General features: G+C 42.9%; 18 protein-coding genes. 4 read left to right on the top strand and 14 right to left on the bottom strand.

Translation table 11 applies throughout. The annotated features are described in order from the left end of the window. Positions 1–315: 315 nt before the first annotated feature. The 3 genes from CRO25_RS05000 to CRO25_RS04990 form a co-directional block, all read right to left on the bottom strand. Positions 316–1,818 (bottom strand): IMP dehydrogenase, encoded by a 1,503-nt coding sequence (locus CRO25_RS05000; protein WP_079693720.1) that lies wholly within the window; start codon positions 1,816–1,818, stop codon positions 316–318. Position 1,819: 1 nt separating this feature from the next. Next, the gene (locus CRO25_RS04995; RefSeq protein WP_079693721.1) at positions 1,820–2,281 is read right to left on the bottom strand and encodes a MarR family winged helix-turn-helix transcriptional regulator; all 462 of its coding nucleotides are present in this window, start codon (positions 2,279–2,281) and stop codon (positions 1,820–1,822) included. A gap of 555 nt (positions 2,282–2,836) precedes the next feature. Beyond that, entirely contained in the window at positions 2,837–3,871 is a 1,035-nt protein-coding gene (locus tag CRO25_RS04990) for a glycosyl hydrolase family 18 protein (RefSeq protein WP_079693722.1), read from the bottom strand. A 351-nt stretch (positions 3,872–4,222) separates the two neighbouring features. On the opposite strand from CRO25_RS04990, the gene CRO25_RS04985 reads away from it, so the two are divergent. Continuing rightward, positions 4,223–5,260, top strand: a complete 1,038-nt coding sequence (locus CRO25_RS04985; protein ID WP_079693723.1) for a hypothetical protein — start codon at positions 4,223–4,225, stop codon at positions 5,258–5,260. Between the two features lie 137 nt (positions 5,261–5,397). Here CRO25_RS04985 and CRO25_RS04980 read toward each other — a convergent pair whose 3' ends face one another. The 8 genes from CRO25_RS04980 to CRO25_RS04945 form a co-directional block, all read right to left on the bottom strand. Next, entirely contained in the window at positions 5,398–6,705 is a 1,308-nt protein-coding gene (locus tag CRO25_RS04980; RefSeq protein WP_079693724.1) for a 6-phospho-beta-glucosidase, read from the bottom strand. After that, a complete protein-coding gene (locus CRO25_RS04975; protein WP_079693725.1) occupies positions 6,690–7,682 on the bottom strand; it encodes an N-acetylglucosamine kinase in 993 nt (330 codons plus the stop codon). Before CRO25_RS04975 ends, CRO25_RS04980 begins: the two co-directional genes overlap by 16 nt. A gap of 113 nt (positions 7,683–7,795) precedes the next feature. After that, the gene (locus CRO25_RS04970; RefSeq protein WP_079693726.1) at positions 7,796–9,439 is read right to left on the bottom strand and encodes an extracellular solute-binding protein; all 1,644 of its coding nucleotides are present in this window, start codon (positions 9,437–9,439) and stop codon (positions 7,796–7,798) included. Between the two features lie 72 nt (positions 9,440–9,511). After that, entirely contained in the window at positions 9,512–10,405 is an 894-nt protein-coding gene (locus CRO25_RS04965; protein WP_079693727.1) for a carbohydrate ABC transporter permease, read from the bottom strand. A gap of 22 nt (positions 10,406–10,427) precedes the next feature. Continuing rightward, positions 10,428–11,381, bottom strand: coding sequence for a sugar ABC transporter permease (locus CRO25_RS04960; protein ID WP_072733090.1), 954 nt, complete (start codon positions 11,379–11,381; stop codon positions 10,428–10,430). A gap of 133 nt (positions 11,382–11,514) precedes the next feature. Then, positions 11,515–12,393 (bottom strand): AraC family transcriptional regulator, encoded by an 879-nt coding sequence (locus tag CRO25_RS04955; RefSeq protein ID WP_064637708.1) that lies wholly within the window; start codon positions 12,391–12,393, stop codon positions 11,515–11,517. 290 nt (positions 12,394–12,683) lie between these two features. Beyond that, positions 12,684–13,454 carry a glycoside hydrolase family 16 protein gene (locus CRO25_RS04950; RefSeq protein WP_063563719.1) on the bottom strand — a complete coding sequence of 257 codons (771 nt, stop codon included), beginning with the start codon at positions 13,452–13,454 and terminating at the stop codon, positions 12,684–12,686. Between the two features lie 519 nt (positions 13,455–13,973). After that, on the bottom strand, positions 13,974–14,864 hold the full coding sequence (locus CRO25_RS04945; protein ID WP_179132067.1) for a GNAT family N-acetyltransferase: 891 nt from the start codon (positions 14,862–14,864) through the stop codon (positions 13,974–13,976). A gap of 699 nt (positions 14,865–15,563) precedes the next feature. On the opposite strand from CRO25_RS04945, the gene CRO25_RS04935 reads away from it, so the two are divergent. Continuing rightward, the gene (locus CRO25_RS04935) at positions 15,564–15,854 is read left to right on the top strand and encodes a carboxylesterase family protein (RefSeq protein WP_079693730.1); all 291 of its coding nucleotides are present in this window, start codon (positions 15,564–15,566) and stop codon (positions 15,852–15,854) included. Between the two features lie 267 nt (positions 15,855–16,121). Here CRO25_RS04935 and CRO25_RS04930 read toward each other — a convergent pair whose 3' ends face one another. Continuing rightward, on the bottom strand, positions 16,122–16,685 hold the full coding sequence (locus tag CRO25_RS04930) for a class I SAM-dependent methyltransferase (RefSeq protein WP_079693731.1): 564 nt from the start codon (positions 16,683–16,685) through the stop codon (positions 16,122–16,124). Positions 16,686–17,378: 693 nt separating this feature from the next. On the opposite strand from CRO25_RS04930, the gene CRO25_RS04925 reads away from it, so the two are divergent. Continuing rightward, on the top strand, positions 17,379–17,864 hold the full coding sequence (locus CRO25_RS04925) for a hypothetical protein (protein WP_079693732.1): 486 nt from the start codon (positions 17,379–17,381) through the stop codon (positions 17,862–17,864). 276 nt (positions 17,865–18,140) lie between these two features. Here the strand turns inward: CRO25_RS04925 and CRO25_RS04920 are convergent, their stop codons facing one another. Both CRO25_RS04920 and CRO25_RS04915 read right to left on the bottom strand, forming a co-directional pair. Then, positions 18,141–19,013: a GyrI-like domain-containing protein gene (locus tag CRO25_RS04920; protein ID WP_079693733.1), complete on the bottom strand. Its 873-nt coding sequence runs from the start codon at positions 19,011–19,013 to the stop codon at positions 18,141–18,143. A gap of 420 nt (positions 19,014–19,433) precedes the next feature. After that, positions 19,434–24,461 carry a hypothetical protein gene (locus CRO25_RS04915; protein WP_143806495.1) on the bottom strand — a complete coding sequence of 1,676 codons (5,028 nt, stop codon included), beginning with the start codon at positions 24,459–24,461 and terminating at the stop codon, positions 19,434–19,436. Between CRO25_RS04915 and CRO25_RS33200 the strand changes: the two genes are divergently transcribed. Further along, a complete protein-coding gene (locus CRO25_RS33200) occupies positions 24,460–24,597 on the top strand; it encodes a hypothetical protein (protein ID WP_179800933.1) in 138 nt (45 codons plus the stop codon). The two genes, CRO25_RS04915 and CRO25_RS33200, sit on opposite strands and share 2 nt — an antisense overlap. Positions 24,598–24,688: the final 91 nt, after the last annotated feature.

Genomic DNA, 24,688 nt, shown 5'->3' with positions numbered 1-24,688 from the left:
ATATAAATATTTTACTTTTATTATAATCCTCCCCTTTAAAGTACTCACTTAAATGAACGCAATACAACTATATGATGTTGCCAAATAACGAAACAATGCTCTTGTCCCGTGACACGAAATGGTTGGGGTTCTGGATTAATTACTCTTCTACGGTCTCTCGAGTCCCCCAAATAAAAAATAAAGTGTCGAGAAAGTCCCTAAGACTTTCTCGACACTTTAAGGAACTGTGATCACAGTTCTCTAACATATATAAGCTACATCTCATTTATATAAAAATCTAATTTATTCAGTGAACGATTCGCTAACAATGATGTGTTACAATATCTGACGACTATCTTTAAGTAGAACATCGTGTGCACTACCCTCAACAATACTTGTAGAAGAAACTAAGGTTATCTTAGCATTTTTTTGTAGTTCAGAAATTGTCAGGTAACCACAATTACACATTGTTGAACGTACTATGCTTAAAGAAAGTCCAACATTATCTTCTAAACTTCCTGCATAGGGTACAAACGAATCAACTCCTTCTTCAAAAGAAAGTTTTTCGTCACCGCCTAAGTCATATCTTTGCCAATTTTTTGCCCTTGTACTTCCCTCTCCCCAATACTCCTTCATATAATTACCGTTTATATTCACTTTTTTAGTGGGGCTCTCATCAAATCGGGCAAAATATCTGCCTAACATTAGAAAATCTGCTCCCATAGCTAGCGCCAATGTAATATGATAATCGTGTACAGTACCTCCATCAGAACAAATTGGTACATAGATTCCTGTCTCATTAAAATATTCATCACGAGCCTTCGCTACCTCAATTAATGCGGTAGCTTGACCTCTCCCTATGCCTTTTTGTTCTCGTGTAATACAAATTGCACCGCCGCCAATTCCTACTTTTACAAAATCAGCACCAGCTTCGGCTAGGAAACGGAAACCTTCTTTATCAACTATATTTCCTGCCCCAATTTTTACGGTATCACCATAATTCTTCCGGACGTATTCAAGAACAATCTTTTGCCATTCTGTGAATCCTTCGGAACTGTCAATACAAAGAACATCTACTCCAGCTTGAAGTAATGCTGGAATTCGTTCAGCATAATCTCTAGTATTAATGCCTGCACCAACCATATATCTTTTTGATTCATCAATCAACTCATTCTCATTATTCTTATTAGTATTGTAATCTTTTCGAAACACCATCGAAATCAATCTTTGTTCATCATCAATGATTGGAAGACAATTTAATTTGTGTTCCCATATAATATTATTCGCTTCTTTTAATGTGGTATCTTTATTACCACAGATTATTTCTTCGAACGGTGTCATAAAATCTTTAACTTTAGTGTCTAAAGTCATCCGACTAACTCGATAATCTCTGCTAGTTACAATGCCTACTAATTCACCTCTAGAACTTCCATCAATTGTTACTGCTACAGTCGAATGATTTGTTTTCTTCTTTAACATTAACAGTTCGTCTAAAGTAGCTTCAGGAGATATATTTGAATCACTAACAACAAATCCAGCTCTATAACTTTTAACACGAGCAACCATTTGTGCCTGACTTTCAATAGATTGTGATCCGTAAATAAACGAAAGTCCACCTTCTTTTGCTAAAGATATTGCCATTGTATCATCAGAAACAGACTGCATAATTGCTGATGTCATAGGAATTTTCAAAGACATAGGAGGTTTATTTCCCTTTTTAAATTTCACTAAGGGTGTTTGTAAGCTAACATTTGCCGGTATACACTCTACAGATGAGTAACCTGGTATTAGTAAATACTCACCAAAGGTGCGCGATACTTCATTCAGATAAACTGCCATATTATTTTCCCCCTTGTTCTTGAGCTGTTTTTTCCATAAGTTTATATAGACCTTGATACAATCCCATAAGCATCTCATCATCGAAGTCAGTAAATAACTCCTCTATATACTGTTCTTCCTCCTTACCTCTTTCCAAGTAATACTTTTTACCCTCAGATGTTAAAGCAACACGTAAACTCCTTCTATCAGTTTCATCTTTTCCTACTGTAGCAAAACCTTTTTTCTCAAGAATATCTATGATTTTTTTCACATTCTGACTCGAAGTACCGACAATTTGAGCAATATCTTTTAGGTTAAGAAAGTAATCATCATAAAGAGAAATATTCCACAACACAAAAGCTTGTTTTAATGAAAGATCCTTATATCTTCTATCACCTAAAAGTTGCAAACGGTTAGACAATGTGAAAATTGATCCATAAACATAGGCTTTAGGTGTGATTTTTTTTTCCATTGGAAATTCCAATATTTCCACCTCCAAAATAGGTAACTAGTTATGTATTAAAATATCTAACCAGTTACCTTTTGTCAAGTAATTAAGAGGATACAAAACGAAAGATTTAATAAGAAAAGTGGATTTTTGCCGGCTGCCTGCGTCACTTCGTTTACTTATAATGATAGGGAATGAAGATATAATTGCATTGCTTGAAAGTGTTAAATGGTTTGGTAAAACTGTTCATTCTAATTTTTTGCTCGAATTACTTCTTAGCTAAATATCTCCAGTGTTGTTCACTCTGTACTTCAGTTCAACAAAAAAATCGCTATATAGCGACTTTAAATGGAACAATGTTCTTGTCCCTCGACTTTCCCCTTTGAACACAGTCTGTTAAACGTGTATAAATCATTGTTGTTAGCCTTATGAATACCACATCATACGTTGGTTTAATTCACTTTAATTGTTTTAAATACTGCTCCATCAATTGATTTATAAAAAAAATAGATTTTGATGCTTGCGAATATGCAAGGATCAAAATCTATTCATCTATTAGCTTAGATGATCAATACCAACTCATCTTATACTTTACTCTTTCAATCCAGCTGATATGGCTTGCCAGAACCCTGAATCTTCAGTTCCCATAGACCAGATGGAGATACCCGCGAGATTATACTTTATTGTTAAATGAGTTTTTTCCTGGATACTTGCTGCATTTTCGTACCAAACCACATGTTTTGAACCATCATCTGCCTGATAGCGGAGAGATATTGAAGACGAAGACTCATCCCATTCTGGTTTAGCGCCTGTTGAAGCAATCAAAGCAGGGATATCTTTTAAAGCTATAATATCTCCATTCTTCTTCGTTTCATTCCAATTATATCCATAAGCTGGCACTCCAATAATTACTTTTTGAAGAGGAATTTCAGATATAGTGTACTGAATGGCAGCCTCCATCCAATCTTTACCTGCTACTGGTCCAGAAGGTCCCCATGGACCATTCTGGTCATAAGTCATAACTTGAATATAATCAGCATGCTTGCCTAATTCCTTGTAATCGAAGGCACCTGACCAGCTATTAGTAGGATCATTTTCAAACTCAGCTGGAACCGATACCATTGTGAGATATCCCTTAGGTCGTAACGTTTGAGAAATCTCTCCAATAAAACTACTGAAAGCTTTACGATCCTTAGCCTCAATATTCTCAAAGTCGATATTAATACCTTTATAATGATTCGTTTTAACTAGGTTAAGAATACTCTTGATAGCCTCTTTCCTTACTTTCGAATCGCCTACAATTTTGTGAGCTAGTGCCGCATTGAAGTAATCTCCTTGCCAATTGGAAACCGCTGCAAACGTTTCGATATTTTTCTTATTAGCAAAAGAAATAGCTTCCTTGGGGGCAGAACCAACAATTTTACCCTTCGAGTCGAATGTAAATGAATCTGTGGAAACTTGAGTGAGGTAAGAATAATTAGTAATAAGAGAGTCATAAGCATTTTCATCTTGAGCATAGTATCCCAAAACTATTTTGGAGTTGGAACCCGCTGAAACATTACATGGTGATAAAAGAAAACTACTTAATATTGTGCTGATTATGGATAGATATAAAAGTTTTTTCATTACAATACACACACCTCGTATTTAGTTATTTATTAATTTATCAGTATTTATGAATTGATTAATCTCTGGCATGACGTCATACCCAATTTCCCTAACGAACGCTCGTTAAGCCACTGTAGCATAGCGTTTTTTTGAATACAATATATATAGATATAATCTCATATTATTAGTAATTCACTAAGAATTTAGGATAGACACATATAAGTGCCCCCCATTCCTTTCCATTTTGCACTCAAGAAACTAACTCTTTTTATTTTAAAATTGTAATGAAATTAACTTTATTTTCTCTTTTGCAACAATTTCACATGTTGCTCCGTTAGAGGTGCTGAATACATCCTAGGAGGAAAACATATGAACACTCGTAACAAAAAAATAGCCTTAACTTTAGCCGCAACGATTATAGCAGGAGGAGCTTTGTCATTTACTAACTTTAACAGTTCCGATGCGGCAGAACTTAATTCAACTAAGGAAATCCACATTCTTCCTATGAAGATTTCAGAGCAACTGAACAATAAATTAAAAAATGTTAAGCTCTCATATCAAATTCCGAGTATCGTTATTTTCAACAAACATCTCAGTGATAAAGAATATAAGGATTTAGAGAAGAAGATTGGCAAGTTCCACATCAAAAATACGTATAGCAAAGTTCTTGAAGGATTCTCTGCAAATCTCACAAAAAGACAAATTGAGCTATTAAATAATGTCTCATTCGTGTCTTTAATTGATTTAGATTCAAAAATTTCATTGGGTAAAGAAATTACCATAACATCGGATTTTGTTAAGAATAGCGACCAATGGTCCGCCGGATTCGCAGATTACCCCAAAAAGGATCGTTCAATCTATAAACTGAATTATTCGTTTAATTCACTACCGAAAGAAATCAATATGAATCAAAAGGGGCTATACCTGAGTGGTGTTAACCGTAGTGATGATTTATTCATGTTCGTGAAGAAAAAAATAGATAAGACATCTAAATTAAAGCCGAATCAGACCTATCTTGTAACCTTCGATTTTGATATTGCGACTAACGCAGCGAAGGATAGTATGGGTGCTGGTGGTTCTCCAGGAGAGAGTGTGTATGTAAAAGCTGGAGTAACTAAGAAAGAACCCAAATCGATTCTAAATAAGGATTATTTCTATCAAATGAATATCGATAAGGGCCAGCAGTCTCAAGAAGGAAAGGATGCTTTTGTGCTCGGAAATTTATCGAAGAGTACATCTACAGATCAAACATATGAAGTAAAAACGTTCAATAATAAAAACCGACCTTTTCTCGTGAAAACGGATGCGAAGGGAGAATTGTGGATTATCCTTGGCACGGATTCAGCATTTGAAAGCGAAACCAGTATTTATATCACAAGAACTAAAATAACCCTCAAAGAAATTTAGATTTTGAGTAAGGAGCTGTGCTAATGACAGCTCCTTTTATCTTCTTACACTCCAGACGAAAAGTCTCTTTCTTCTTTCTTCACTCCGGTTTTCAGTGTTGAGATCGTCCAAACATGATCTCTTTTTATTTGGGATCCTTACCTCCCATGGAAGAACTGCGGCAAATATTTACGGTTCTGCTCCAGCATTTCATTCAGCATCTCTTCTGATATACACACGGAATCGGTTAGCGGATGAGAGCTAAGGGCGAGCAGTGCCTTCTCCCTGCTTCCCGAGACCGCCGCTTCGATGGCCAGACTCTCATAGGTCTTCACCGCTTGAATCAGGCCAACTGCGGCATCCGGTATTCGTGTAATAGGTACCGGAACAGCTCCTTTCTTCGTTACCAGGCAATTCACTTCGATACTGACATCCTGTGGCAAAAAGTCCAGGGTATCGCCGTTCATGACGTTTAGCGTTAGAACCTCTCCGCTATCCGTATGAATCGCCTTCATTAGATTGACAGCTGCCTCGGAATAATAGGCACCTCCACGCTGCTCCAGCTGCTTCGGTTTCTCCACTAGCTCTGGCCGCTTGTAAATCTCAAACAGTTCATCCTCAAGGCGCTTGACCATCTCAGCCCTCGTCTCGCCTATGGTTGCGGCAGCCTGCTGCTCCGCCAACATCTCACGGTGAAGGTAATAATATTTCAGATAATAGGACGGAATAGCGCCAATCGCCCGAATCAGCGTAGCGTTCCAAGCAAGCTGCGGCACGTTACTGGCCGAGTAGCTCCCCCCTGTGTCCAACAACTCCTCCAGCTTGGACTCTCCATCAATCTCGATCCGACTGATCCAGTGCAGATGATTTAACCCAACAAACTCGCAATAGATGCGTTCCTCAGGCACCTGGTAGAGCGCAGACAGCCACTTGTAGGCGGCGATCGGGGAATTGCATAAACCAATGGAGCGGATGCTGGAATTCTTCATGATGGCTTCCGTTACCATTCCGGACGGATTCGTGAAATTAAGTAGCCAGGCGTCAGGACATAATAACTCCATATCCTTGCATATATCCAAAAGTACAGGTATGGTACGAAGAGCCTTCATCATTCCGCCGGCTCCGGTCGTCTCCTGCCCGAGCATTCCATATTTCAACGGGATCGTTTCGTCCCATGCTCTAGCCTCCAGCAACCCTACCCGCATCTGTGTAGATACATAATGGGCATCCTTAAGTCCTTCCTTGCGGTCCAAAGTTAAAGTAATATTAATCGGCAGTCCGCTTCGTTCAACCATTCGCTTCGCCAGCCCGCCAACAATGGTGAGTTTATGAAGGCCTTCCGGGATATCCACTAGCACGATATGCTTAACCGGAAAGCTCTCATAATGACGGATGAAACCTTCGATCAGCTCAGGGGTATAGGAAGAGCCTCCCCCAATAACAGCAACCTTTAATCCAGGGCCCATTTCACATTCCTCTCCTTTACAGCAAGTCCTTGGTGCAATTGTTCATATACAGTGGAATCTGATTTCACTCCGCTCTCATCCATTGCGAGCAGGATGGCACCCGCTGCTGGCTCAAGGTCCAAGATACGCAACCGGCATTTCGGTGCTGCTGTAGTAACCTGAGACTCGATATGCCGAACCACATAATCTCCTTCTCCACGAGTTAGCACGCTGCCGGCCAATACAACATCAAAGGAATCATTGCCCATACCTAGTTTATGAATAACTGCACTGGCGACTTTCCCCAGCTCCAAACCTTGCCTTTCCAATATTTTTCTTGCGACTTCATCCCTAGGCGCAGCCTGAAACAGCAGTTTCGCCAGCGTATGTGGTACCCTTCTTCCATCGTCCAAAAATCGGTGGTACATCTCTTCCACGGTCTCGAAGGTAAGCGCATTCAACGTAAGCGAAGTCAATGTAGTAGGCTGCTCCCTACCTTCCCATGAACGAATGACTGTCCGAAACACCTCGACGGCCAGATCACCGCCTCCGCCGAAATCGCCGAATTCATAACCGAATCCTCCGATCTGAACCTCCTCGCCTGCAACGTTAACACCATATCCATTCGTCCCGCTTCCGCATATAAGGACAACCCCATCCGTCTGCCTTGTGCCGGCTCTCATGGCAATGACAGTATCGCATACGATACGATGTTTCTTTAAACCCATTGCACCTATTATTGGACGTAAGATGCGGAAATCCGCCTCACGATCGGCTCCCGCAAGCCCGAATGTAGCGTAAGTGATATTCTCTTTGTTAAGCCCCGCCTGTGCATAAGCCTCATCAACGGCCTGGGTTATACTACTCTCTGCAATGGCAGCACCAAGCTGATGATTGCCACAGCCGCTGATTCCCCTGCCTAATATTCGTCCCGTTTCGTCCGCCACGACGGCCAATGTCTTACTACCTCCACCATCTACTCCCAAGTAATAGTTCAAGTATGATCTCTCCTATGTTTCTCGGCTAATGAAGCCGCCAGCCAAGACTCTCGGGCGAAAGCTAAAGCTTCCCGCAAAAGTCTTAACGAAAGGGCTGCTTCCAACCATAATGTTTATTTCGCAGCTGCCATTTTCGCCTTATTCTCCTGCCATCTCGCTGTTTTGTACTTCAACAACTTGTCATAACCGGATTTTTGCGCATCCGCCTCAGCCTTATCCAGAAGCGAAAGCACTTCCTGATCCGAGGTCGTGGAGCTTATCGCTTTAGCTCTAACTTGCTCATAAATCTCAAACACGCGCTGCGCAATAATGCCTTCTTCCGAATCGCTTGCAGGATCCAGATTGGCGAACTCCGTTGTGTTCATCTGCGTCTTCCATGTAATCTCCGATTGCCAGTACGTTTCAAAATTCCGCTTCTCTGGCGGAAGAGTAGACTCGAATTTCATCTTAGAATTGTCCACATAGACCGTGTTGCCGTTCCATTGAAAGTTGACCGTTGCGTTCATCAACTCATCACGACCTTTAGCGTCGCTTGTGAATTTGTCGGTGAACAGCGGCATATCCTCCTCGTCCGTTCCATCCCAATATAATCCTTCAGGACCCCACATAATCGTACGTTGGCCATCAGGACCTGTGAACCAATCCAGGAAGGCGAAGATGGCTTCTGGATCTTTGGCCGATTTCGTAATGACGCTGACATTCCAGCCCAGCTGTTTATAATCGCCAGGGAAAATCTTGTTGCGATCCAACTCGGCTTTGTGTACAGGCCATACCATGATGTAACCAGCATCCGGGTCTTGCGCTTTAAGCAGATTGTTGCCCTTGGAGCCAAACTCGGTGGGACTGGACGCTACATAAACGGCTACTTTGCCGTTTATAACCTTCTGCTCGACCTGCTCCAGCTTCTGTGTGAAGGCATCCTGAGTGACAAGTTTTTCACGGTACAGACGGCTCATATACTGCAGCAGCTCACGATAGACAGGATCCGTGAACAGGGATACGAGTTGATCCCCTTGTGGAACGGCGATCATACTGTTGAATGTATGTGGGCGATTTTCTGCAAACGCAGATACCATGATGTCCACTCCTGCAGCAGTTTGACCAACCTCCAGCGGAACGACATCTGGATACTTTGACTTCACTTGCTTCAAATAGACGTACAGATCCTCTGGTGTTTCCAGGCTCGGCGAGCCGAGTTCCTCGTAAATCTTCTTATTGACGAGATATCCTGCGTTGCCGTTTGGCTGCGTCGTATACCAGTTAGGGAACTGATATAGCTTACCGTCAGGTGAGCGAAGCAATTCGAGCGTAGACTCCCCAGCCCACTTTTTCAGATTGGGGTATTTATTCAGATAATCATCGAACGGGACCAACATTCCCTCAGAACGGAGCTTTTCGACATCCGCTCCACGATCCATCCATATAACATCCGGCAGTTCACCGGCCACGATCATGGTACTGAGTTTGTTCTTGGCGACGCCACCAGAGCTGATCGGCACGACGTCGATCTTTTTATTCTCTTTGATCCACTTCGTCGCAGCATCTTTACCCCAATCCGGCATTGTGTACCAGTCATAATGGCCGTAGAATGAGAATTCCAGCGGTTTCTCTCCCAGTACAAAGGTATCCCCCGAGACTGGGTAATTCTTCTCTTGGCTTGCAGTATTACCTCCTGAACCCGAACATCCCATTAAAGCCATGACAATGATAAGTGTGACTGACAAGCCAGAGAGAAGGTTCTTTTTCCCTTTTTTCATTATGAGTGCTCCCTTCACGATTCATCTATGGTCAAAGCAGACGCTTAAAGCCTTGGCCGGGATTTGCTTGAATTACTCCTTCAAAGAACCGATTAATACGCCCTTCACAAAATATTTCTGTACGAATGGGTAGACGCAGAGGATCGGAATGGTTGCTACCATCATCGTCGACATGGACAACGATTTGGTAGTTACGGTTTTCATCGCGCTCATCCGGCCCTGTGCAGCAGCATCCATGTTCTGCATCTGTTCCATCATGATATTGGCATTAAGTATCTGCTGAAGCTTAGTCTGAATGGGTAGAAGATCCGTGTTGGATATGTAGATACTTGGCGCAAACCAATCATTCCAGTGATACACTGCCGTAAACAGCGACAGCGTTGCAATGACCGGTCCCGATAAAGGAAGCACGATTCGGATGAATACCCCCCAGTTCGAGGAACCGTCGATACGGGCGGACTCCTCAAGCCCGGGCGGGATTCCCTTAAAGAACGTCCGGAATATAATCATATTCCACACGCTGATAATGCCTGGTATGACCATAACCCAAAAAGAGTTCATCAGACCCAGCTCCCGAATGAGCAAGTAGTTGGGTATAAGTCCACCGCTAAAGTACATCGTTATGATGCAAGTTACCATATAAAAGTTGCGACCCATCAATTCGCGTTTAGAAATGCCATAAGCTAATATGGCTGTTGCCACAATGGAGAGCAGTGTACCCAGCAGCGTTCGGAGCACCGAGATGATGAAACCGTCAATCAGTCGCTCATCCTTAAACACCACATGATAATTTTCAAGTGTGAATTCACGCGGCCAGAATGTAATGCCGCCCTGCATCGTATCTGTCCCGGAGTTAAATGAAATGGCAGCAGCGTTCCAGAACGGATATAGCGCAATAAATGTAAACAAAGCCAATAAGACGTAAATTATGCCAACAAACCATCGATCCCCATTCGACAGCCTCATGTGTATCTCTCCCCCTTCTCTCCTACCAAAGGCTGTTCCCCGATCGACGAGCCCAATAGTTGGCTCCGGACAATAACACGACGCTGATGATGGCCTTAAACAGCCCTGCCGCCGTTGCGTAGGAGTATCGGCTGTTCTGAATGCCAATTCGATATACATAGGTGTCCAGCACGTCGCTAACATCTCGCAAAACCGGATTGCCTCCCAGCAGCAATATGTCCTCAAACCCTGCATTTAGGAAATTACCGATAGCCAGAATCGAGAACACAACGATAATTGGCATAATGGATGGAATAGTGATGGAAAAAATCTGCTTCAGACGGCTCGCACCATCAATGGAAGCGGCTTCATACAGTTGGGGATTGATGCCCGCAATTGCCGCCAAATACACAATGGAGGAGAAACCAATCTCCTTCCACACATTCGTTACCGTCAAAATACTCCAAAAGTACTTTGGCTCCGACAGAAAGTTAATCGGTTCATCGATAAGACTCAGCTTCTGCAGCAGTATGTTTAGGCTGCCGTTGTCCGTAGACAAGATGGAGATCACAAAGCCCGATACGATGACCCACGACAAAAAGTGAGGCAAATAGCTGATCGTTTGAACAATTCTTTTGAAAGAATGTTTCCCTACTTCATTGAGCATCACCGCGAGAAGGATGGGGGCAGGAAAACCGATGCACAGTTTAAGCATGCCAATGACGAGAGTATTCCGCATAATGGTCCAAAACTCCGGCGTCCCGAAAAACGCGTCAAAATGTTTGAAGCCTACCCAGGGACTGTTCAGAAACCCTTTGAATAAACTGTAGTCCTGAAACGCCATCAGCACTCCGTACATGGGAATGTAGCTGAAGACCAGGATAAACATCATGGCCGGAAGCACCATAAGTTGAATATCCCATTGCTTCAGAAAGCGGTGCAGGTGACTTTTCTTAACAAGCGGCTTCGTTTTGCTGCTCATCTCCACTTGCGGCATTGGCATCTCCCCTTTTTAATTTAGTGTTAGATTTATTAACATAATTATGAGATGCTTGCCACTTCATTGTATCTCCTGCACCAGTTCATTTCTCTGCTAAAACCAGTAAAATATAGCACTATATTACTGATTTCTAGGGATTTTGCTTTTGTGAAGTCTTTGGCGTCATGCCGATGTGCTTTTTAAACAGCCGATTAAAGTTGGTCAGCGTGCGGAAGCCACATTCCAGAGCAATATCCATTACCTTCATATGGCCTCCCTCCAGCATTGTGACAGCTTGCTCCAGTCGAATATGGATCAGGTACAGCATCGGAGGCATGCCGACTGCACGTTTGAATATTTCGCTGAACCTTGAAGGACTGAGATAGACAAGAGAGGCCAGCTCCTCCAGCGTCCATGGATGGGCGAAGTTTTGTTCCATAACCATAATCACCTGACGTATTTTCTCATACTGTCTCTCACTGATGAGGTGTTGACTACCGCAAATCCCCTCTATTCGACACTCCCGATTTACTATAGTCAGAAACTGGAGTATAAGCGAATATACAACCGTAGCGTAGGAACGCTGCTCCCTCTCATGCTCCAATTGGAGTTCAAGAAGAAGTGACCGCAGTCTGTCCATGGCCGGATGATCACGGTGGATTAGATTCGTGTAATGTTTGTCTATGTCGCGGAACGGGCTGAATAGCTCCGGATCGAATCGGAGATTATGAATAAACCAGGTCGAATCGAACGTAATGACAGTCATGACAAGATCCTTCGTTTCGTAAGCGCAGTGAAGATCATTCGAATTGATGAGCAGCACATCTCCCTGCTGGAAATCAAATTTTTGACCGTTGATGATGTAGTAGCCCGTGCCGGATTTGATATAATTAATCTCCAGAACATTATGCCAATGAAGCTTTTGATAATGGATAGTCACACCAATCGTGTCGCCGATATAAACTGGATAATTCTTATTCATTTTTACCTTTTCCTTCGGAACCACTTCTTCCCTCATGATAGATGGCATTCATAACTCCCCCCACAACTTTTCTTGTAAGCGCTACCAAATACATATCTTGTAAAAAACTCTATCACCTATATTCCATTGTTGTAAATAAAAAAGCTATCCCAAGAGCCACTACTGACCCGGGACAGCTTTTTAAAAGGTCACTACAGAGTAAACTCTGTAGTGCCTTTCATATACACCTTATCGCTGCTAATTCTTCAGGACTTCAACTTCTGCCATATCGTTCAGAGTTATATTCAGATTATTTCACCTTATTTGTAAGTTTCGTTATAAATTCCATCTTTCGAACGTCAGTTGGCCGGTTTAAATTTGATCCAATCAAAATAGGCCCGTACCGGCATACCTGGGTAATTGAATTTTCCTGTCCATATTTCAGCCGGTCCCGAGCCCGACCATAGATTAACCATAATATAGCCAGGACTGGTCGGAAGTGTTCCACGTGATCCAGTCTCCGTGTGTACCAGTTTACCGTCTACATACCACTTAATGGATGATGGCGACCATTCGAACGCATAATTATGAAAATCGAGCGAGGCATCAAACCCCAGATTGATAATCGTGCTATGCTGGCCTACGCCATTCGTAAAATAATTAGTTTCCATCTTCGTCGTGTCTTTGCCCAAAATTTCAATGTCGATTTCGTCATTGGATGTGCCTGTTCCTTGCCCGGAATACGTGAATAGGCTTGTGACGAGACCGACTCCTGAAGCCGCTTTTAAACGTGCTTCAACCCGGCCATAGCCATACTTCACATGGGTCGAATATTCAGCGGAAGCATAATTTTTCCCCGAGCAACTGGCGGGACACCCAGTATTGTCAAGTCGCAGAGCCATAATTCCATTCACGAATTCCTGATTAACCGCCTTCCAGCCCACTCCGAAATCTGGACCATTAGCCCATCCATCTGAGGTATAGAACAAATTAGGATTCACGCCGTTTAAAGGTTCGTTAAAAGCAATGTCTGCCGCCGACGCTTGAATGGGTAATAGCATCGCGCATATCAGGCCACTTGCCATTAACACGGCCGACATTTTCTTTCTAAAATCCATTAACTTTTTCATGAACAACACCTCTTCCTTGGGATGTAATTAAGAAAACATAAGCACGACAAGTTTGGGATTCCGGAATGAATAATTCCACTCTGAATCCTCTTCATACTACATGTAAAAATGTAGTAAATCTCAATCATTTCAATGATTAAACTGCACTATTTAACGGTTTTTCGCATTAGCCCTTTTAGTGAAAAAGTTTACAAACACCCTATAGTTCCTTCCTGTTACGGCCTTCTTAAGCCACATTATCTAATCTTAGGTAGCGATGTGCGATAGTATTTTGCAAATATTCTCGGAAATCTGTGCAGATTGGAGTACTGTAGTGACGCTATTGCCAATGAACTCTCCTGTCGGTTAGTGAAACAAGAAGACAGCCGATCGTGATCGGCTGTCTTCTTGTTTTTTTGCTCTATCGTGTCCCGTTTGCTTAATGATGTGTGTTGCTTTATTTCTTGTATCATGTATTCAACGAATGCTAGAAAAATTTGTAAGTCAACATTACTAGTATCTACCTGTTTCTCTTTTATCTTAGTTAAGATCCATATTTCGCATCATGAGCACTTGCTCAACATTTGTTGTGAAACCTAATTTTAGCAATAGATCGTTCAGAGGTTGATTGGATTTACGCAGGTTAGATGTCCCTCGTCTGCAAACATAGTCTAACGGGGCGAACAGTTCACTGAGTGCAAGCTTATAAATCTCCTCTGCATCTTCCCGCCCAGGAAGGACCTCACATTGATAGAGCGAAATGGTTACCAATTTACCCTCATGATCAAATGTTCGCTTATACAACGCATAGCATACAGGCTCGCTATCTTGTCTAATGATTATAGATTCACCCTCCTTCATGCTAGGCCATTGTGTCTGCCAAGCGGATAAACCTCGATAGAAGTCTAGCGCATATACATCACGGGGCAATCCTTTGGTGATAGAAAAGGGATGCTCAACAGATCGCTTCAATAATTGGGGATCTATTGTACCCGTATGTTGTAAAATCATTAATCGATCCGTAATTTCATACCCCACATACTGATATAGCTTGATCGCACTCTCATTCTGGGTGAGCGCTTCAAGTAACGCAAGTTCCACGCCTTGTTCTCGGTACAACTCTAGATTTCTTAACATGAGCGCTCTGCCAATGCCCTGCCCTCTAAATGCAGGCGCAATACCTGTCCCACCGTTCCATGCCACTTTCTTTCCATCTACGTCACGAAATCCATTCATGACAAACCCTGCAGGTTCACCATCCACATAAATAGCGAGTGAATTCTCCAAGGAAAGTCCTTCGTTAACAATCCTGGTCATCAAAGCATCAATCGTCATGACCATCTGTATAAAATAGCCCTCGAATCCTAGATTCCAAATACGTACATTTTCCTCCATCGATAGCTCACTTAGTTTCCTAAACGTCATTGTCATAAGTACAAACCTCTCTTTTACTTCGTTTAATGTGATCATTTTCGTATTTTCGTCCAACCTATATGCATTCTACTTTAACCGCTCGATAATGAAAAGCAAGGGAGCCATGGTCGAGTCGACAACTAGCTCAAATCTCCATCTCAACGCTACCGGCTTCATCGCTTTTTTATACCGTTTATTGGAACTATGTTCAATAAATATCAAAATCTATCCGAAATATTGAAGAATTAACTGGTATATTGCTATAGAAAGCCCTAAAATACTCGCTTTCATCTTAGAAGGATGATTTCTTTCGCTGCGAAACAAGTAAAAGAAAACCGTAAAACGTCTTGTTTCTAATTGCTTGCTCCACCTTATTAAAAAGAAAATAATAATTATTGCGATAATTGTAATGTGTAAAGGGGGTAGAAGAATAGCAGCGTCCCCAAACTTGAATTCCATTCTACATCGTCCTCCTCATCTTTAGTACATCGCCAAATTTGATCAATATGCAAATCTTGATCCTATTCAAACTGCATATACAGCTATCTTAAGATAGATTAAGAATTAATTACAGGTTAAAGAAGGCCCCACTACATTTATTCCGAACTTCAAATTAATCTGTTGTAGTTGGACAATAGTTGATGCATGACTATTTCGGCCATATCTTCGGGGGATTCGCGTTGTTATTCTTAATCCACTGGACCAGCACACCAATCGATGAACCAACATAATGAAAAAATAAGTGAAGACAGCTTATATTTAAATGTATGGTCAGGTGCTACATCAGATCAGGAAAAGCTGCCTGTATTGGTGTACATCCATGGAGGGGCATTTAAAAACGGATCAGGTTCCATGGACTTGTACAACGGCGAAAACATGGAAAAAAAGGGAGTTGTATTCGTAACGATTAATTACCGACTCGGTATTTTCGGCTTTACGTATTGGGTAAATTTCGCCAAGAGTGGCGACCCTAACGATGATACACTACCATTTTTGGGCGCCATATGATTCTAAAACGGACCAGGTTATGACACTCGGAACGAAACTGGGAATGATCGAAATGCCTCGCAGAACATATATGAATTTCTTTGACGATTATGAGAGAAGAATCTACAATTACACCCTGTATGATCAATTCGATAAGTTTCTCAGATCCTCTGTTTTTTCTGGATACAACCTAGTTCTTGTCTCGTCTCGTATTAAGAACTTAATATTATGTAGCAAAAAGGACGGCTTCGCCGTCCCTTATGGGAACTATAATTGAAAGCAGATTCACTAGTAACCCTTCTTCTGTGCAATAATGATATAGACGGGTTGGTTAGCAACTTGTGTTGGTGGATGAATCGTATCAATAACTGTAAAACCTGCCTTAACGATTTCTTCCTCCATCTCCTTCGATGAAACCCTTGGAGCATTAGTCATCTCCGTCTTCTCTAATTCAATGCACAAAAAGATCCCTTTGTCTTTTAAAACTCTGTGGATTTCATCCAACACCAATGAAAGAGGTTGAACCTCGTGTAACGAGATTGAAGCAACAGCTTTTTCGAATCTATCGTTCTCTAATGGCATTTCTTTAAAGTTTGCAGCGGTGGTCTCAATATTGGTTATCCCTTTTTCCTTAGCTTTTAGCTCTAGATACTGTAAAATATCATTATCGTAATCAAACGCAACTACCTTTTTCACATATTTAGCAAAAGAAAAGCTTATATAACCTGTACCGGCTCCAAGATCTAATAATTCGTCCTCTTTATTAAGCTGTATAAACTTAAATAACTCCTCTGCTGGGAACCTCTCAATATTCTCCAAGTGCTCAATTTTTCTTTGTAGTTTTGGATTCATTTTTATACTCCTTGTATAATCGTATTTGTAAGAATATTTTGTTTTTTTCCAGCTGACGTCGGGATAGGTCTCAGTCCTGCCTGTGGGACTAAGGTGTCAAAAAGTTCTGCTTAGGAGATTTTCTATAGGCTTTTTAGTTCATATATTATTCTAACCACCGAAATTACATCTCTGAGCATATTACAGATATTCATTATCCCCAATAACTATAATACACGAAATAAGATTTGTAAATAACAATGTTTATCACAGCAACCCCTAATTTACCTACACTTGACTCCAGAGTTGACCTAACCCGATATTTCACACAAATTGGCAGAATCCTTCATCTCTCACCAACGATCCAAGCTGGAATGAAACATGGAGTAAGGTGCTTGCTATCGTTCTCCTCAGTCTTGTGAGTCTGTTGGGTACTCGACCATGAAGCCTAATAGCCCGTCGCTCCAATCTCGACGAAAACGTAAAAAGAAGTATCGTTTTTCGAGCATATTTAATTATTTTATCCTCATATCGCCTTGTCGCCAGAAGCTCTGCTAAAGTTAATGAATCGCGATCTGCTCATTCAGAGAACAGGCCGTTTGCGTATGACAGTCTCTTGGTAGGCGAATTTTATTGAATTTTTATCCATAAAAGAAAAATATATGATATATTTGATAAGTCACTTAAAACATATTCAGGAAAAGAGGATGTTCTATGAAAAAAGTCTTTTTATCATGTATTGCCATGCTCTTGTTTTTGATTTCATTTTCCCCTGTGACTTCCGCCGCCAGTGGAGATCGTCTGATTTATGACACGATGTATAACGTCGCCGGTGGAGGGTTAGTGTCAAACAATATCAGGTTTTCGTTTCAATTTGATAATTATGGTGATGCGCAGATCTGGGACGTCAAGGCACGCAAGATGATATGGAACAGCAAAACCAAGGACACAAGAATACATAAACTCCAGATTAATTATTTCAGCGGGAAGTTGGTTATATCAGATCCGCAAAACACACCTTATTGGACGTCGGATAACCTGGCGTGGTCTAAGACATATTACGGAACAGACAATGTGCCTGCCAATCTTAGAGGCAATGTGCTGATCATGCAAAATGACGGCAATCTGGTACTGTACAACAATGAAAATCCGGCCTTGGGCTGGTATCCTGTCTGGGCTTCCGATACAGGTGGACATTAAACACCATAACAGTACCTTGCAAATGGATTCACGCACTCATCTGTCATCATTATGTAATGTAATCTGATACTCATTAAACAGATGTTGTACACCAAAAGATCTCTTCAATAGTGAAGAGATCTTTTGATATTTCACATATAACAAACAGTCATCTTCAACTCAAAAATTCAATGATTCTCCTGCTCACTACATGGGAATACAAATTGAGGATGGGACTCTTCTTTATCCACGATTTAAATCTATTGCGCCACCCCAGACTTATAAAGATACACAGCTTTATCGCTTTCGTATCGGTATCCATATCTCGCTTCTGTATTGCAAAGAAGTAACATCCTTGTGCTCATTCCACAGGATTTCCGGTCCTTCGCTCAGCTCATAATCTGAAGAAGGAAACCACTCGGAATAGATTCTTCCCCAGATATCCTGAAGCGTGCCGGGAAAAGGACCAACGACAGTAAACACTGCCCATGTCGAGGAAGGCACTTCCAGTTGTGCCAAACCCTCAGGAGCCTTTTGGGTCGTAGCCGCACCGATATAATAATCTAGTTCCCCCTTTTCCTCCATCCGTTCCTCACTAAAATGAGCCGAAGCACTAATTAGCCCAAGCGGCTGAATATTGGATATCCTCTTAATCGTCTCAATTAATTCCGGTGTAAGACGTTGATACATCGCAGCAATGTCCGGGTTTACCCCATTGAACACGATCGGCACCCTTTTACTGATACCCACAACCCGAAAGGCCTCTTTGTCTTCAATACGGTAGTTCATTTCGCTTCCTCCTTGAATGGTCAATTGGAATGTCATTCGAGGGAAGGCCTTGAGTGATGGACCATGATTTTTCGCTTCCGAGGGCGTAACCCCATGCATGCTCTGAAAAGCTCTAGCGAAGGAATCCGGAGAAGTATATCCATATTTGAGGGCAACATCAATGATTTTACTGTCATTCCGGCTTAGTTCCAGAGCTGCCAGCGTCAAGCGCCGACGTCGGATATACTCTGACAAAGTAATGCCGCTTAGAAAGGAAAACATACGTGTAAAATGGTATTCCGAGCAGCAGGCGATTCGTGCTACCTCTTTCATATCCACAGAATCCGTTAGATTCTCCTCAATATAGCTCAAGCCCTCATTCAATCGTGCTAGTGCATTCATGATCTTTCCCTCCCTCGTTGATCTAAGCATATCAGAGCCTTTCTTCTCGTATCCGACATTCCCTGCACCATTTTGCAGGCATTCCTACTTTCATGATTTCCTGACCAGCCCCATTAAACGCCTCTCCGCTCTTGTCCAACACTGCTCAACGTCAAGTTGATGGCCCATGGCAAACCTGTATTAATTTACGTCTACTTGTTATTAGATAATATATTAAATTACTAATCGTGTCTTTTTAAAGCATTTGCAAAAAGGAGCGCCTTCAATGGGAACATGTTCTTGTCCCCCGACCAAAAAAGCCGAATGGATTGTTCTCATCCACTCAGCTTTTTTGGTGATTTTACAATAATTTGTATAAATCACTTCAATAACTCGCATGTATACTAACTGGCATCATGTAAGCCTGTCGCAACACCACTATTATTCAGAAAGTGTCGTTTCACCTGGCGCCTCATTTGCAAGCAGCTCTGAACCATCGGAATGCCGTTCGAACATAACTGCGTCAACTCTCGTATAGATCATATCCGCAGGAAGCGTTGGCGGGTCTACCGTTGTAGCAGTAACCCTGGTTAACCGGACATACTCGCTACCGTCACCCGTAAAGTCGAACGTTCCTAGATTAACCCAACCCGATGAGCCGATCGTTGCATCGATATAGGTGACCTCGGTACCCGTCTTATGCTTCACTTCCACTTTGACATTATTATCATTTCCCGTAGTATGGACGAGCTTGTAGATCGAGACTGTATATTTCCCCTCTGGAAACTGGCCTTTCCACGTTGCGGATGATCCTTGAACTGTAGAGTAACGGGACTTAACCCCAATTTTGTATCCGGCTAAATTACTTTGACTCCAAGAGCCTTCTGTCGTGTATAACCCAGTTGTATTTGTACTATCGACGATAACCGTTAGGTCCTTGATCGTGATGTTCAAAGGTGGTGTGGTTAAGGTCACTCCGTCAATCGTGACAGTAGCCCATACCTCAATGTGATCCGTGTCCCCATCGAGATTAAGAAGGGTCAACACCCCACTGCTATCCACTTCGGCCAGATCCGTACGATCAACGAAATACTGCACATCGGCCTGTGTTAAATCACCGATCAAACCGTTATCCAAATAGCCGGTTACGCTCAGCTGTGCGGTTTGAGTCATCTGCAGCTCGTTCCGATCGGACAGGATCACAGCAGACTCCAATTGCGGTATCCTGTTCGGGTCCACCCACATGATCGCATCAGCAATGACCCTGGACTTGTTGGCCTTATTGGTTAGTTCCACGTACCCACTATCGCCTGCAGCAAAAGGATAATCCCCTAGGTGCACCCAAGTACCATTCGCCGCTGACTCATCAACAGTAACCGTCTCGGAGCCCCCGCTATAATAAACAGTAAAAGAAGCATTCGTTGCCCAATTTTCACTCGCAGCGGTGATTTGCGGAATCTTGTAATACACACTGTAAGTGACACTTTCCGGCAGCTCAGGCCGCCATCTCATTTTACTTGTCGCTGCACCGGTCGTAGATTTGGCATACACATAGTTATCATAGTAATAGTTGTCAGCCGTCGTATCCCTTATCCAGACGCCTTCTGTCTCAGCCTCCGTATTATCCACAATGATAGATGAACTATCCTGCCCTTCGGGTTGGACTGGAGTTTCCGTTACCTCATCAGGCAGATAAAGTGTCCGCTTGCGGGTCTGTTTCCCCTCCGATTCCACGTAATACGTGAAGGTTTGGGATAAATCATTCACCCGTATCGACCATTCCATCGGGTATATCGTATCTGGGATGGTCGTGTACGTGGCCCCGCCATCCAGGGAATAATGGATTGTCGCTGGTTTCGTCGTTTTGGCCTGCACATAAGCATCATAGACCGTTTCGTCGGGCTTAACCATCAGCATACCTTTAACCGCATCGATTGGACTGTGGGTATCAAAGAAGTAGCTTGCATCCGATGTATCAGCCGTTCTGACCTGATGCAGCGGCACATTAATGTTAAGTCCTTCTACAATGATCGCGGTGATTCCCTTGCCTGAAACCGTCGCTTGAATGATTCCGTCACTCATAACTGCTTGCTCTGGTGTACCATTGTCGCGGATGATAGTTACGGTGTAATCCTGTGCCGGGTTGAATCCAATGATTTGTTCATTCAATTCGATCGGAGTCTGAACTTCATCTGACGATGCATTGCTTAGCCCGATGTAGAATTTATCCCCGCTCTCACCTGTTATCCAGTTCAATTGTGGATGGTTGGTCTTAATAATCCCCTTGGGCATCCAAAGCCAAACGTCCGAATTACCATAAAATTGACCTGGTTTATTCCCATAAAGGTGATATTTGAACCATAAAAAATTCGTTTCAAATACGGAAGGAAATGTAATGCTCCCGTTCGATTTTAATGATTGTTCGCTGATCAAATAATCCATCGTTTGCCCGAGCTGCCCCGGAATATGGTGATAATAGATGGATGTAGCCCCGCTTGGGCCTTCCAGAGGAAAGTCCGGTTCAAGTTGGCTAACGGCGAAGCCTTTATAGTAATAACCTGGATAACTGGAATATCGACCAATAACCGCATTATGAGCAATATCCTGCAGCAGTTTATCCCCTGTATAGAGCGACAATCTCAGCATGAATGGAGCTTCCTGAGCATTCATCCGATAATAGCCGGTTGTACTTCCTGCTTCAAACGTCAATCCGCTCGGTGAAACAAGCCAACGATCCGCTTGAACGCCTCCGGCTATATCTTCTGGAAGCTTGAGCCTAGGATATTGAAATTTACCACTTTCCGGCCAATGGAACGACTCCGCGTAATTATACGTCTCGGGCTGAGGAATCGTAACGTTACCTTCAGGGACTGGACGAGCAACGAACATGGTTGCATACCGTTTGGCTTCCTTATAAGCGGCATTCAAGTATTTGGGATCCTGAGTTTCCTCATATAGCTCCAAGATTTCCATCCACAGCTTGCTATAATAATAAATGAACTCATTTTTACTCACATCCACGGTTGCAGGCGTATCGATATATTGCAAGATATAACTATCGGCTGCATCCTTGGCAGCCTGCAAATACTGCACCTCTCCTGTCATACGATACATCATCAGGGGTTGAATGACAGGCCCCCGGTCTTTCTGGTCCGGGTCTCGCATGAGGTACTCTTCCTGTGCCAGCGCCCCAATTCCTGCCGAAGTGCCCATCATCTGATTGACGGCGGCTACGCTTGAAACATCGAACGGCAGAGTAGCCATTTTCCATAAGGAAGGCACACCGTATACTTTCTTCTGCGTCGGCGACCAACCGATACCATTTCGCGATACGCCATACTGGACGGACGGCAGTGCTCTCGTATCGTAAAGCTGGTCATCCCCAGTCAAATAGTAAGCCCCCAAAAGAACCGCATTCGAGCTTGTTCGGACGCTATCCTCGTTTTCGATATCAATAAAGCCCTTGGCACGGCTCCACCACCCGCTGGGTGACGGGACATAATTAACAGAGTCGTCCCCTTGCGGCTCAATCTTAAGTAAATCGATCATATTGAACATCGCGTCAGTAAGCGACTGATCTGACACATTTTCGCGGTATGCTGAATAACCGTACTCATTGCGAAGAACATCCGCGTAGGACTCATACAGATTGCTTTTTTGAGCGATTAGCCCCATATGAAATTGATAAGTGCTCTCTGCGGTCATTTGTGAATAAGTCCCTAATTGAGGCGCATACAAGATTGGCTGCACGCTGCCTTCGTTGTTGACCAGGCTCATGCCAAGCCGTTGTTTCGTAACGCCTCCCGTCGGTTCAAATTCAACCGGAAGCTCTGCCGAAGGTACAAATACACCATACGTTAATGGATTTCCCGAACTATCATTTTTCTCAACAAGGCTCATCGGAGCGCTCAGCTCTCTCAAGCTTGTTGATTCCACTGTACCTACCATTTTGGCATGTGACCTGAATCCATTTAACACTTCATTGATGCCCGAGACTGCCTCTGTTGTGAAGGACTGATATCCTATCACATAATTGCCGTCGCGGCGAGGCGTAAAGGCAAAGGAAACATCTGGTTTATCCCCTGCCATGGACCAGTTCACTTCAAAATCGTAATCACTGTTATGCGCAGAATCAGTTAATACCGCCGTCTGGCTGTCGGGAAAATGGACCCCGTCGAATGTAATCCAGCGTTTGTTCATCGTATCGTAGTAATTGGTTCTGCTGCCCGCATTCCCATCTAATAAAACCCATTGCTCCTCAAGTCTTTCCGATACATTATTGATTGGCGTCCAGTTTCCCGTATCCGTGTCCTTGTAAAACATGTCATGAACGATGGATTTGCCTCCATCCCATGCCGCTTCATAGAAGGTCGCTTTATAGTTCGCATTTTCGATGCTGCCTTTCTCCGTGTAACTGAGATTCGATAATGTGCGGCTCCGCAGCGGGGGCAACGGTGGTGCTTGCTGTCGGATATTCCCTTCGAACTTGACTGCATCGGCTCGTGTAATAATTGTACCCGTCGTAGGTTGCGTTCGAGTCAGCCTGACAAATTCGCTATCATTACCACTAAACTCATACTCCCCCAGATCCACCCATCCAACCGATGGACCTGACGAAGGTCTTAGATCCATAAACTTGACATCCGTTATCCCGTTATGAACAATCTCAATCTTCACATTACTATCTGCTTTATCCGCCCAATCCAGTTTATAGAATGATATTCTCGCGGTCCCTGCTTCCAAGCGCGGATTCCATGTGATAGTTCTACCTACAGCGTCTGTATATTTGGAACTGGAATTATTGTATCCCTTTACTCCTGCGCTTGTGGTCCAATAAGGAGCAGAGAACCCGTTATTGACGTTGCCTGAATCAACAGTGACGACATTATCAATTGTGAGACTTCCATCATCAATGATGATCGTCTTATGTGGTTCTTTCTGCCTTATATTCCCTTCGAACTTAACCGCATCCGCACGCGTAAGGATCGTGTTCGTGGTGCCGGTAGACCGGGTCAATTTAACGAATTCTTCACCAACTCCGGAAAAATAGTACTCTCCCAAATCAACCCAACCAGCTGGAGCGCCAGATGAGGGTCTTAAATCCATAAAGACTACATCCGTCGTTCCATTATGAACAATTTCGATTTTCACATTGCTATCAGCCTTATCCGCCCAATCCAGCTTATAGAAAGATATTTTCGCCGTTCCTGCTTCCAAGCGTGGGTTCCATGTTATCGTTCTGCCTGCTGTACTCGTATATTGGGTGCTGGAAAGATCATACCCCTTCACCCCTGTGCTTGTGGTCCAATTTGGAGCCGAATATCCATTGTTCTCGTTACCCGCATCAGGTGTCACAACATCATTAATCTTAATGCTCCCGTCATCGATGATAATGGTCTGATAAGGTAAGGTCTCCGCATAAGCAGCCCTTATTCCGATCAGGCTGGAAGGAACTACTATCGTCAACATGAAAACGATGAAGAAAAACAGCTTCCTTTTGACCATACAACTCACAGCCTCTCCTATTAATGATAACGCTTCCAAAAAAAGATTACCCTTTGCTCAAATGATCGTAAAAAAGCAATTAACCTGGTCTTCTGGCTAATCCCGCTCTGTCGTTTCTATCTTAGCATGTCACATCACCGTGAAATTTCTTTCATTTTAAGAATTTCTTATACGATTTTAAGTAAAAAAAG

This window comes from Paenibacillus sp. RU5M, assembly GCF_900221055.1.
Lineage (GTDB): Bacteria > Bacillota > Bacilli > Paenibacillales > Paenibacillaceae > Paenibacillus > Paenibacillus marchantiae.
The sequence above is the reverse complement of the archived record's forward strand: the minus strand, read 5'-3'. Positions and strand labels throughout refer to the sequence as shown.